Raw genomic sequence first — 12,959 nt, 5'->3', positions numbered from 1 at the left:
CATGTATAAAGTGTTTCTGGTAGAGGACGAAGCGATTATCCGTAACGGCTTAAGGCAATTGGTTGAGGAAGTCATTGGAGGATACCGGGTCATCGGGGAAGCGGAGAACGGAAGAGCAGCGCTGGAAGCGCTGAAGTGCGCCATGCCTGACTTGCTCATAACGGATATTCGCATGAACGAGATGAACGGAATCGAAATGATCAAGCGCATAAGGGACGGTTATCCGGATTTATATATTTTGATCGTAAGCGGATTTGCGGACTTTGAATATGCGAGGCAAGCGATGAAGTACGGCATAAGCGATTATTTGCTAAAGCCGATTGATCGGATCGAGCTTGCCCAGGTACTGGACAATTTCAGGCGCAAGCGCAAGCACCCCGGCACGGTGCAGGGCCTCGGGGCAGAAGAAGAGGACGTCCGTCATGGCAGGCAGCTGATTCGCAAGGTGAAGGAGCTTGTCCTGGAGCGTCTGGACCAGGAAATCTCTTTGCAGTATATGGCCGATCAGGTTCATTTGAATCACCAGTATTTATCCGTGCTCTTCAAGTCGGAAACCGGGCGGACCTTTACGGATTACGTTACCCATTCCCGGATGAATAAAGCGAAACAGCTGCTCAAGGATACGAATCTCAAAATATACGAGGTGGCCAAGCTGTCCGGTTATTTAAGCTCAAAGCACTTTATGGCCGTATTCAAGGACGTTGTCGGCAGGACGCCGTCGCAGTTTCGGGAGCAGCCGGAATAATTCACTCGAATAATCGTACCTTTTCTCGATTTCAGGTGATTTTTTTCGAGGAAAGGCTTCTTTATACTTAAACGTGTAAGCGCTTTACGACAGTAATGAAAGGGGCAAAAAAATGAAAAAGATAACGACCCTATTATTGATCATGCTCTTAATCGCAACGGTGCTCGCGGGCTGTGCTTCAAACACAGGCAATCACCCGGCGAAAGACGGCACTCAGGGTAACAAGGGAGGGACCCATTCGGATGAGGGCTCTGGCGGAGCCGCGAAAAAGCAGGTAAAGCTGCAGTTCAGCATTTGGGGCAATGACGCGCAGAAAGCGATGTATGAAGAGCTTGTCGCCGAATTTAAGAAAACGAATCCCCATATCGATGTAGAAATCATGACCATCCCATTTGCCGATTATCAGCAGAAGCTCTCCATCATGCTGGCATCGAAGACTGCGCCCGATATCGGATGGCTGGCGGAAAGGATGATTCCCCAGTTTCTTGAATCCGGCCAGTTGGTCGATATCGCCGCAAGCGTGAAGGAGGACAACGAATACGATTTCGCGGATATTTACCCGTCGACACTCGATATTTTCTCGAAAGGCGACAGCTTGTACGGCATCCCGTTCTCCACACCGCCGATGCTGGTTTATTACAACAAAAGCTTGTTCGCGGAAAAAGGCTTAAAGACGCCAACGGAGCTGTACAAGGAAGATAAATGGACATACGACGAATTTCTGAACGCTGCCCAAACGATTGCGGATCCGAACAGCGGCGTTTATGGCGTTAAGCTGGTTGGCGACTGGAAAAACTGGTCTGACGCGTTATTGCCCCTCGTCTGGTCGCACGGCGCGGATCTCTTCGATGCGGACGGAACGGCTTTCGCGATGAACACCGCTGAGGGACAGGCAGCTCTCCAGCTGTATAACGATCTGATGTTTAAGGATAAAACGCATCCGAAGCCGGGCGACGAGATTACGTTTGATACCGGCAAGATCGGCATGTATACGGGCCGATACAGCTATGTGTCAAAGGCTCGGGCGATCACGGATTTCGAATGGGATATCGCGCCGATGCCGGAAGGCACGCACGGCAAGGGCACTTCGCTCGGTTACGCCGGATATTCCGTATTCGAGACGGAACACCCGGAGGAAGCGTCGGCATTCCTGAAATTTATTACGAATGCAACTTCCATGGGCGTCACTTCGCAATATTTCGTACCGTCCAGAAAATCGGTGCTGGAGTCCGACGTATTCCTGAAGGCGGCTCCGCAGCCATCCGCGGAAAGTATCCAGCTTGCCGTGCTGGATCAAATGAACGACGCAAGAATCGCGCCCGGCCACAAAAACTGGCAGCAAATAGACGTTAAAATTCAAACGCTGCTTGATTATATCTATACGCAAAGCGAATCCGTGGAAGAGGTTCTGAGCAAAATGGAAGCCGAAGTCAATTCACTAATGAAATAATCGAATGGAAGCTGCAGCAAGATTATGTTTGCGGAATCGTCCGGCAGGAGGGCCGGACGATTCCGCAAAAGGAGTGGAAAGAAAGATGCTACGAAACGAAAAGTGGTACGGCTACCTGTTTATTAGCCCGATGGTGCTTGGCTTCGCCGCGTTTCTGCTTGGCCCGATTCTGACCGCTTTCTTCATGAGCTTTACCGACTGGTCCTTATTGAGAGACATCTCCTTCGTCGGTTTCGACAATTATAAGAAAGCATTTGCGGATGATCCGGTTTTCTGGGAAACGGTAGGCAATACCTTGTATTTCTCCGCGGGGCTTGTTCCCCTGAATCTCAGCCTGGCGCTTGGACTCGCATTGCTGCTGAAGAAGAAGCTTCCCGGCATTGATTTTTTCCGAACGGCTTTGTTTACTCCAGTGGTGACCTCGCTCGTCGTGTGGTCGATCGTGTTCAAATATATTTTTGCGACGGATGCGGGCTTGATCAATCAGGCGCTTCGCATTCTTGGCCTCGAGGGTCCGGCTTGGCTCTACCATTTGGAGCTGACGATGCCGGTCGTCATTGTCGTCAGCGTACTGAAAAACGTCGGGTTGAATATGGTCATTTTCCTGGCGGCGCTGCATGACGTACCCAAAATGTATTACGAGGCAGCCAGTCTGGACGGCGCTTCAAGATGGAAGACATTGACGAACGTCACGCTCCCGCTCATCTCGCCTTCCGTGTTTCTGGCCTTGATTCTGACGCTGATCGGCTCGCTGAAAGTATTCGGCCAAATCTATATCATGACCGGCGGCGGCCCGGGGACAAGCACCTATGTGCTGGTCTACTATATTTACCAGCAAGCGTTCAAGCTGTACGAGTTTGGATATGCTTCCGCTATCGCATTTATATTATTTTTTATCGTATTTCTGCTGACATTGCTGCAGTGGAGCGTTCGAAAGAGGTGGGTGCATCATGAGGAGTAATCGCCGGGGAAGCCTGCTTTCCAATACAATCGCGTATGTGCTGTTAACGTTAGTGACGTTGATCATACTCGTTCCGTTCTTTTGGATGGTGACGACGTCCCTGAAGCATCAGACGAAAATCTTTTTGTTCCCGCCGCAGTGGATTCCGAGTCCGATTGTATGGGGAAATTACATCGAGGTGTTTTCGAGACAGCCGTTCCATCTCTATTTTTTCAACAGTACCTACATTGCCGTTCTGGTGACGGCAGGTACCTGTCTTTTTGCCTCATTGGCAGGCTACGCATTCGCCAAGATCAAATTTCCGTTTAAAAACACTATTTTTCTTATTCTGCTCAGCAGCATGATGATCCCAACGGAAGTCACAGCCATTCCCTTGTTCGAGTGGATGTCCGCACTGCATTTGGTGAACACGCATTTTCCGCTTATCGTTCCGCCGATGCTGGGCGCTTACGGAATGTTCGGCGTCTTTCTGCTAAGGCAATTCTTTATCACCGTTCCGTCCGATTTGGATGAAGCGGCGAAAATCGACGGCTGTACGCCGTGGACGACGTTCTGCCGGATTATGTTTCCGTTATGCGTCCCTGCTCTTGCTACGCTGTGCATTTTCGTATTCTTGCATAGCTGGAATGAGTTCTTCGACCCGTTAATTTACTTAAGCTCGAGCAAGCTGTATACGCTGCCTTTAGCGCTGTCGCTCTTCACGGATCAGAGCGGAACGGAATGGCATCTTCTGATGGCGGCATCCGTTCTGGCTACGCTTCCGCTCCTGATCGTGTTCTTCTTTGCCCAGAAGAAATTTATTGAAGGCGTTGCCATGACAGGCATCAAATAAACGAAACGACGTTAGGATGGTGAGCAAATGAGTACATGGATGGATGTGGATGTTGTTGTAATAGGAGGAGGCCCTGCCGGCGTCAATGCGGCCATTGCCGCGGGAAGGCAAGGGGCGCGTACGGTGCTTATCGAGCGCTACGGCTTTATTGGCGGAATGACGACGGCGGCATTGGTATATCCATGGATGACCTTCCATACCTTGGAGGGAAAACAAGTGATCAAAGGGATCGCGCAAGAGATTGTCGACCGGTTAATGGCACGAGGCGCTTCGCCGGGTCATTTGCGGGATACGGTCGGGTTCGTCCGGACGATTACTCCGTTCCATCCCGAAGCCTACAAGGTTCTGGTGCTGGATATGTTCAAGGAAGCGGGAGTGAAGCTTATCCTCCACAGCTTCGTCGATGAGGTCAGAACGAAGGACGAACGGATTGAATCCGTCATTCTAACAGGGAAATCGGGCAGGATCGAAGTAAAAGGGAAAATATTTGTCGATACGAGCGGAGACGCGGATGTTGCCAATCTTGCCGGCGCTCCTTGCCTGCAGGGCAGAGACCGGGATCAACTGACGCAGCCGATGACCATGAAGTTTCGCATGCGGGGCGTCAATCTGGCGAAGGTGAAGCAATATATGCTTGAGCATCCGAATGAATTTTATGAAAAAACGCCGTTTGACGAATTGGCTGATTTGCCGTTGACCGGCATACTAGGCTTCTATAAGCATTGGCAGGAGGCGAATCTTCCGATAAACAGGGATCAGGTGCTGTGCTTTACGGGGCCGGAGGACGATGAAGTTCTCGTTAACACAACGAGAGTGCAGGGACTGGACGGAACGAATGTGGAGGACTTGACCGAAGCGGAGGAGCAAGGACGCAAGCAGGTGATGATGGTAGCCGATTTTATGAGAAAAAGCTTGCCTGGCTTCGAGAACGCAACCATTTCGCAGGTTGGAGCGCAAATCGGCGTAAGGGAGACGAGACGGATAGACGGGCAATATACGCTGCAGGTCGACGATGTGCTGTCGGGGAGAAGATTTCACGATTGTGTCGCCCGCAGCGGATACCCGATCGACATCCATGATCCATCCGGCAAGGGTGTCAAAGCCGCCTGGGTGCGGGGGGACGGTGCTTATGACATTCCGTACCGTTGTCTGCTGCCGAAGAACCTGTCTAACCTGCTCGTCGCGGGGCGATGCATCTCGACCTCGCATGAAGCGCTCGCTACGACAAGGCTGAGCCCCAGCTGCATGGCTACGGGGCAAGCGGCCGGAACGGCGGCCGGCTTATCGGTTCAGCACGGCGCGCCGCCGGGCGACCTTGATATTCATTTGCTAAAGCAGAGGCTGCGGGAGCAAGGCGCATTATTGGAATAAATGATTCAGGCTCATATTCGTGAAGAACAATTGACAGCAAGCAATCGGACTGTTATGAAAAGTATAAAAGCTGACGTTAGTGTCTAATCTAACGTTGGTTTTTTTTGTTTGCTTGCCAATATTGTCATTTACTCAAATTTGAGTATAATGTAGTATTGTACTCAAATTTGAGCAAGTGATTTCAAAGGGGTGTTACATATGGACGCTGCAAAAAGCAATGTTAAGCTCGTCGTAGCCGGGCTGCTTCTCGGATTATTCATGTCGGCGCTTGACCAGACCATAGTGTCAACGGCAATGACCACCATTATTAAGAAGCTTGGAGGCATGGAAAGCTTTATATGGGTGTATTCGGCTTATATGATCGCTATGGTCGTATCAACGCCTATTTTAGGCAAGCTGTCGGATATGTACGGGCGCAAGCGGTTTTTCCTGATGGGGCTTGTCTTATTTATTGCAGGCTCCGTCATGTGCGGCATGGCGCAAAATATGGATCAGCTGATTATTTTCCGCGCCATTCAAGGAATCGGCGGCGGCGCTTTGCTGCCGATCGCGTTTACGATTATTTTTGATTTGTACCCAGCCGAGAAACGCGGAAAAATGATGGGATTATTCGGAGCCGTATTCGGAATATCGAGCGTGTTCGGACCGATATTAGGCGGTGCGATTACGGATAACATCAGCTGGCGCTGGATTTTCTACATCAACGTGCCTATTGGAATCGTTGCGATCCTATTTATTATGCGGGCGTATCACGAGACGCTGATCAAGAAGAAGCAGCATATCGACTGGACCGGTGCTATCCTGCTGACCGCAGCCATTCTTTGTCTTATGTTTGGCCTGGAGCTGGGGGGCTCGGAAGGTTGGGCGTGGAGCTCGCTCCAAACCGTCTCCTTGTTCATCGGCTCAGGCGTATTTCTGATCGGATTCCTGCTGGCGGAGAGGAAAGCGAAGGATCCGATTATTAAGCTAAGCCTCTTCAAGGAACGTTTATTCACAAGCAGCATGATGATCAGCGTTCTGTACGGCGCAATTATGATCGCATGCGCGACTTATATTCCGATCTTCATCCAAGGCGTCTTTCGGATTAGCGCGACGCAGACGAGTACGGTACTTATTCCGATGATGCTGGGCGTCGTCGTCAGCGCGCAGCTGGGCGGGCGGGTCGCGATCAAATTCGCCTACCGCAATGTGATGATGATCTCGGCGCTCATGCTTGTGATGGGCACGATCCTTCTCGGTTTCGCGATGGACAGCTCTACGAGCCGCGGACTGATTACGCTGTATATGGTCATTGTCGGCTTAGGGATCGGCGTATCGTTCTCGCTGCTGAACATCTCTACGCTGAGCTCGGTACCTCCGCAGTACAAGGGCTCAGCTTCATCGCTTATTACCTTCTTCCGCACCATCGGATCCGCGCTCGGCGTTACCGTATTCGGAGCGCTTCAGAAGCATGCGTTCCAAGCTGACATTATGGAGGAGTCCAATCTTCCGCCGCAGGCGCTGGAGCAAATCAAGGGAGGCCAGGCTCTGCTGGACCCGGCTGTGCAAGCGCAAATGGGCTTGTCCGAGGAATTGGTAAGCGGTTTGATCGGCAAGCTGGCGGACTCCATCGTATTTATATACCAGTGGTCCGTTCTGCTGCCCATTGTTGCGATCGTATTCGTTATTCTAATGGGACGCGCCCGTCTGGAAACGGAAGAGGGCAGCCAGAGAGAGAATCAAAGCGAGAGTACGGTTAAGCCGGATCCGTCAGTGAACAGGGGGTGATTTCCCATGTCTATGAAACTGCTCATTCTCGGATTGTTGATGGAAAGCGACCGGCATCCGTACGAGATCCGGCAGACGATCAAAGAGCGGAATTGGCATACGGCCTTCAAAATACGGGACGGCTCGCTCTATTACGCTGTAGACCAGCTGCGTGAGAAAGGTCTGATCGAAGCTGCGGAAATCATCCATGCGCAAGGGGATAACCGGCCCGATAAAACGATCTACCGGATTACGGAAAAGGGGAACTCGGCCTTTCTGGATTTGCTGTATAAGCAGTTTGAGCAAACGGCATATCCTTATCATCCGTTATTTCCGGGGCTTCCTTTCGTTCGAAGGGGAGAGACGGAGAAGGTGTGCGAGCTGCTGGAGAAGCAGCTTGCCGATTCCGAAACGCGTATTACGAAGCTTGGCGCGGTACTGCAGCTGAAACAATCCTTTCTTCCGCTTGGCGCTATCCATCTGATCAAAGGGATCATCCGGTTCAGCGAAGCGGAGCGGGATTGGATTAAAGATGTGTTAATCGACGCTCGTTCAGGCAATCTGGCGGATTCACAGGATTGCAACTAGGCTATAGAAGTTGAATAAATGATTTACATAAGCTGCTATCGCTGCGAGAGTAAATCATTCTTACGATCGCTGTTGCAGCCAAATGGTTTGAATAGGTAACCCCTGTTAGGGTAACCATTTGGACTGCAAAAAGCGACCACTTCGTTTCTCCAGAACGATTTGCTCTCTCCGCTCCGCGCTAGCATTTCTTTCGTTCACTAATATAAATTCTTTTTTTTCAGTCCGTTTAAGATGATAAACAACCGTTCGGCCGCATTCGGCAGAACGGTTGTTTTTTCGTTATGCGATAAAAAACATTGTCATCCGTTCATGCTCCCATGCTGGATAGTTGAGATGTTTATAGGCACTAACCGCGAAATAGGGCTATAATTGTACTGTAAAGTCTCACTCAGATAGATCAACAGCTTTGAAGGAGCCAGCGCATGAACCAGTCATTGTCACAGCCGAAGCAGCAAGAGGTTAGCATGAAGAAATTATGGTCTTTTTTTCTGCCGTTAGGGATTTCGGCAAGTTTAGTTACGATTTCGCACGTTATTATTAACAGTACGCTAAGCAAGGCCGAAGACCCCGAACGCATCATCGCCAGCTACGCGATTGCGATGAGTCTGCTCGCGATTACGGAGCGGCCTGCCGTTTTGCTGCGGCAGACCTCCTCCACGCTCGTTCGGGACAAGCGATCCTTTAAATCGACACTGACGGTTGCGCAGCTTGTGTTCGCCAGCATTATGGCGATGGGCTTAATGATCAGCTATACGCCGCTTGGGACCCTCATTTTTAAAGGGGTGTTCGGAGTCGGCGAAGAGAACGTCGGCGATGTCCTTCTTGTCTATAAAGTGCTGATGTTCGTCAGCCTTTTTTCCGGTATACGTTGCTTTTACCAAGGCGTTATTATCTACAATTTACGCACGAAATGGTTAACTATAGGTATGGGAATCCGGCTTGCCGGCATGTATTTGCTATCTCTTTATTTTGTGCATACAGGAGTTACCAGCGGGGTTGTCGGTGCGATCATTTTCCTGTTCGGGATGATAATCGAAGCGGCCGTCAGCTTCGCAGAGGGACGTTTGCTGGTTCGGAAGATGCCGGATAAGGCGGAGAATCATGCGATCGAGAACAAAAGGCATGTTTTTTCCTTTTATCGGCCGCTGCTGTTCTCCTCGTTTATTTCGGTATGGATCGGTCCGGGCATAAATGCCATGCTGGGCAAGACATGGGATGCGCAGCTGGCCATCTCTTCCTATGCGATCGGGGCTAGTCTCGTCATGCTGCTTAGCAGCTTTTTTAGTTATTTTCATCAGATCGTTATCAATTTCTATCGGATCGATCCGGCTGCCGTCCGTAAATTCACACTGATGCTTGGATTCGTTCCCGCGCTGTTAATGGGGCTCATTGCCTTCACGGACATAGGTGTTTTCCTGCTGGAGCATGTCATAGGCGTTCATGGCCGCCTGCAGGCGGAGAGCATCAGGGTTCTGCAGGGCTTTATGCTCTTTGCGCTTGTGATGCCTTGGCTCGATGTGATGAACGGGCTTGTGTTTGTACGTGGGCAGACGAAGCTCATTATCGGCTCCCAAATCGCTAATTTAAGCTTTACTCTCGCCACATTGATTATTTGCATCGGACTCTCGCCGGGATGGAACGGAACGATCGGGGCCTGGGCGCAATCGGTCGGGATGGCCGCAGAGCTTCTATTTATCGCGTTGGCGCTGCGGTTTATTAAACCGGCAGATCCCGTATCTATACGTCATGAAGGCTGATTTAATCGTTTACCAATTATAGAAGTAATCAGAAAGCCACGCGGCATTGGAAGCGTGGCTTTCTGATTTTTGAGTGGTCCATGCAATGGCGCATGGGCCTATTTTGCAGTAAAAAACGACAACCCAACCAAAGTTTTGCCATACCGGAGATTATAGCAGCTATTTATAATGGGGTGAAATCATTGGAACAAGGAGGAAGGGCATGAAATACACGAACTTGCGCGAATTCCGGGAGGGTGAAGCGTCATGATCCGCATCCGATTATGTGAGCTGCCATTGCGTGTAGACCAGAAGAACCATGTGCTCGGTGACCTGCTTCCCGGCGCTTTTCTCTCTTCCGGCGGACTCGCGTTTGCCGGACGTGGCGACCGGAGCCATACGAACGACGGGCCGGACGGCAAAGATTATCATGTTCATCGCGATCGGGAAGCGTTCATTATCCTGCAAGGAAACGGGACGATGGAGATCAACGGGAAGCATCATCCTGTAGAGGCAGGCGATATCGTGATCGTCGAGCCGGAAGAGGATCATCATCTTTGTTCAAGCGAGCAGGATCCGATTATTACGCTCTGGTTACATGCCGGTCCGAACCGCCATCATAATCAAACTTAGGGGGAATGCGGCTTGATCACCTTATCAACGAATAAGCATTGTTTTACGTTGGAGAGTGAACGCTGCGAAGAGGAGAAGCAAGGGTTCCAAATCTATCTTACCGCAGAGCGCAAAGAGGAAGGCATCGATCTCATCCGTCTCGTCCTGATGTCGGAACAGGAACGGATGCCGCCCGTTCTGACGCTGCGCTGGGTTCATCCGGCCGATGACATTCAGGCGAGCTGGCATCCCGCTCAAGACCGGAACAAAAGCTTCAAGGCCGATTGGATGCGCGGCCTTCGCGCCAATGCCGCGACGTCCGCGCCGGTCTATTCGCTATTCAATACGAACGGACGTAACAAGATGACGTTCGCCTTCTCGGACGCGCTGCATACGAGTCACTACTCGGGGGGAATTCGCGAGGAGACGGCCGAGTTCGGGTGCAGCGTTCAGCTGTTCAAGGAAGCGTCGGCGCCGCTCCGGTCCTATGAGGCGACCCTGCTCGTGGACACAAGGGATGTTCCGTATCATGAGAGTTTGCGGAACGTGCAGCGCTGGTGGAGCGGGATGCCGGCTTACGAGCCGGCCAACGTGCCGGATGCGGCGAAACGCCCTATGTACTCCACCTGGTACAGCATGCATCAGAACGTAACGGCGGAGAGCGTAGAAGCGGAATGCGAGCTTGCCCGTTCCCTCGGAATGGGCGCCGTCATCGTCGACGACGGCTGGCAGACCGAAGATAACCGCCGAGGGTATGCGTATACGGGCGACTGGGAACCTTGCGAGAGCAAGTTTCCCGATATGGCGCGCCATGTCCGCGCGGTTCATACGCTCGGCATGAAGTTCGTGCTCTGGTACGCTGTCCCTTATGTCGGCATTCAAAGCAAGGCATGGGACCGCTTCAAGAGTAAGCTCGTCCGCTTTAACGAGAACAGCAAGGCAGGCGTGCTCGATCCCCGGTATCCTGACGTGCGGGAGTATATCATTAACACCTATGAGAAGGCCTTGAAGGCATGGGATCTTGACGGCTTCAAGCTCGACTTCATCGATGCCTTTTATTCACCCGAAATGCAGCTTCCTCCGGAAGCGGACGGCCGTGACCGCGAGTCGATTCCCGCTGCCGTAGATCAGCTGTTAACCGACTCGATCAGCAGGTTGAGGGCACTGAAGCCCGATATTATGATCGAGTTCCGCCAGCCTTATATTGGGCCAGCAATGCGCAAATACGGGAATATGTTCCGGGCATCCGACTGTCCGTACGACGGCATCCAGAACCGTGTCCGCACACTGGACATCCGGCAGTTGTGCGGCGATACCGCCGCGCATGCCGATATGGTCATGTGGCACCCGGAAGAGCCCGTTGAGAGCGCAGCGCTGCAGCTGATTAACCTGCTGTTCGCAGTGCCGCAGATCTCAATGCCTCTTCAATCGCTGCCTGGCGAGCATCTGCGGATGCTGCGCTTTTGGCTCGGATTTTGCAACGAGCACCATGATGTGCTGCAAGACGGCAGACTCGAGCCGTGCAGTCCGGAGCTGCTCTATCCGTTCGTTCGCGCATCCAAGGGACATAAGGCGATTATCGCCACCTACCACGACGCGATCGTACCGTTAGCCGCGGAATCAGGGACAGGAACGGTCCGTGAGATAATGATTGTAAACGGCCGGTTGAAGGAAGGGATTTACGCAGAGACGATAGACGCGCTCGGCGAGGCAGGCGTCACGATTAAGAATTGCTCCGGCGACGTCGTTAGCGAACAGCGGATCTTTGTCGCGCCAGGCCTGCATAAGCTGCAGATTCCTCCGTCAGGGATCGCCATAATCCAAATCGAGCAATCATAAAAAAACACAGCTCCCTCTAAAATACGCCATGTCCTCCTGCTTATTCCCTGGTTAAGATGATAAGGACAAGACAACAATCAAACGAAGAAAGGGGAAGAGAGCATGGCTAAGGTCGAGACTTCCGACCGGATGATGTACCAATTTACGACGCCGGGCCACAAAATAAAATTCATGCGCAAGCATTGGCCGCTATACGTGCTGTCGATTCCGGGCATCATCTTTTTCCTAATATTCCGGTATATTCCGATGTTCGGATCGGTCATAGCGTTCCAAGACTACAACATTTTCAAAGGCATCCGAGGCAGTTCGTGGGTCGGGCTCGATCAATTCAAGCGAATGTTGGAGTATGCGGAATTTCTTCCGATATTGAAAAACACGATTCTAATCGGCCTTTACGATCTCTGCTTTGCGTTCCCGGTGCCAATCATTCTGGCGCTCTTGCTCAATGAGCTGAGGATCATGGCCTATAAACGAATCGTTCAGACGGTCGTCTATATGCCGCACTTCCTCTCTTGGGTTATCGTCGGCGGGGTCGTAGTCGGCGTGCTGTCTCCATCTACGGGAATCGTCAACCACTTGCTGTCGATGTTCGGTATCGAACCGATCTACTTTCTCGGGGAAAATTCCTATATCCGCTCCATCCTGATCGGTTCGGGCATCTGGAAGGATAGCGGCTGGGGAACGATCATCTATCTGGCCGCGATCGCGGGAATCAATCCCGACTTGTACGAGGCGGCGCAGATGGACGGCGCAAGCCGGTTCCGGCAGGTAGCCTCCATTACCGTTCCCTGCATTTTGCCGACTATCGTCATCCTGTTCCTTCTGCAGATAGGCAACTTCCTGGATTTCGGCTTTGAGCGCGTGTTCGTGTTCCTCAATCCGCTTAACAGCGAGAACGGGGAGATCATCGATACGTACGTGTACCGTGCGGGTCTCGTCGACCGTCAATACAGCTACACGACCGCCATCGGCTTGTTCAAATCGATCGTAGGCCTTGCGCTTATCATGATCGGCAATAAATTCAGCAAGAAGGTAACCGGTGACGGGTTGTACTAAGGCTATTGGTGAAACGGGGTGGA

The 12,959-nt window shown here is 51.7% G+C and carries 11 protein-coding genes; all 11 read left to right on the top strand.

The features are described 5' to 3' along the window. The first annotated feature begins 1 nt into the window (after position 1). A complete protein-coding gene (locus H581_RS34540; protein WP_036718848.1) occupies positions 2 to 745 on the top strand; it encodes a response regulator transcription factor in 744 nt (247 codons plus the stop codon). A gap of 112 nt (positions 746 to 857) precedes the next feature. Next, positions 858 to 2,195 carry an ABC transporter substrate-binding protein gene (locus tag H581_RS0119210; protein WP_028611438.1) on the top strand — a complete coding sequence of 446 codons (1,338 nt, stop codon included), beginning with the start codon at positions 858 to 860 and terminating at the stop codon, positions 2,193 to 2,195. Between the two features lie 85 nt (positions 2,196 to 2,280). Next, positions 2,281 to 3,156, top strand: coding sequence for a carbohydrate ABC transporter permease (locus H581_RS0119205; protein ID WP_028611437.1), 876 nt, complete (start codon positions 2,281 to 2,283; stop codon positions 3,154 to 3,156). After that, on the top strand, positions 3,146 to 3,988 hold the full coding sequence (locus H581_RS0119200) for a carbohydrate ABC transporter permease (protein WP_028611436.1): 843 nt from the start codon (positions 3,146 to 3,148) through the stop codon (positions 3,986 to 3,988). The genes H581_RS0119205 and H581_RS0119200 overlap by 11 nt, the downstream gene beginning before the upstream one ends. A gap of 27 nt (positions 3,989 to 4,015) precedes the next feature. Further along, a complete protein-coding gene (locus H581_RS0119195) occupies positions 4,016 to 5,359 on the top strand; it encodes an FAD-dependent oxidoreductase (protein ID WP_036718845.1) in 1,344 nt (447 codons plus the stop codon). 198 nt (positions 5,360 to 5,557) lie between these two features. Next, complete coding sequence (locus tag H581_RS0119190) at positions 5,558 to 7,126, top strand: MDR family MFS transporter (RefSeq protein WP_028611434.1); 1,569 nt, start codon at positions 5,558 to 5,560, stop codon at positions 7,124 to 7,126. 6 nt (positions 7,127 to 7,132) lie between these two features. Next, on the top strand, positions 7,133 to 7,693 hold the full coding sequence (locus H581_RS0119185) for a PadR family transcriptional regulator (protein ID WP_028611433.1): 561 nt from the start codon (positions 7,133 to 7,135) through the stop codon (positions 7,691 to 7,693). A gap of 422 nt (positions 7,694 to 8,115) precedes the next feature. After that, on the top strand, positions 8,116 to 9,450 hold the full coding sequence (locus H581_RS0119180; RefSeq protein ID WP_051250971.1) for a multi antimicrobial extrusion protein MatE: 1,335 nt from the start codon (positions 8,116 to 8,118) through the stop codon (positions 9,448 to 9,450). Between the two features lie 246 nt (positions 9,451 to 9,696). Then, positions 9,697 to 10,062, top strand: a complete 366-nt coding sequence (locus H581_RS0119175) for a cupin domain-containing protein (protein ID WP_028611431.1) — start codon at positions 9,697 to 9,699, stop codon at positions 10,060 to 10,062. 12 nt (positions 10,063 to 10,074) lie between these two features. Next, positions 10,075 to 11,880, top strand: a complete 1,806-nt coding sequence (locus H581_RS0119170) for a glycoside hydrolase family 36 protein (protein ID WP_028611430.1) — start codon at positions 10,075 to 10,077, stop codon at positions 11,878 to 11,880. A 132-nt stretch (positions 11,881 to 12,012) separates the two neighbouring features. Continuing rightward, complete coding sequence (locus tag H581_RS0119165; RefSeq protein WP_425414622.1) at positions 12,013 to 12,936, top strand: ABC transporter permease; 924 nt, start codon at positions 12,013 to 12,015, stop codon at positions 12,934 to 12,936. Positions 12,937 to 12,959 lie beyond the last annotated feature (23 nt).

Source organism: Paenibacillus harenae DSM 16969, assembly GCF_000422465.1.
GTDB classification, from domain to species: Bacteria; Bacillota; Bacilli; order Paenibacillales; family Paenibacillaceae; genus Pristimantibacillus; species Pristimantibacillus harenae.
Note: the sequence above shows the minus strand (reverse complement) of the source record. Positions and strands in the feature narration are given on the sequence as shown.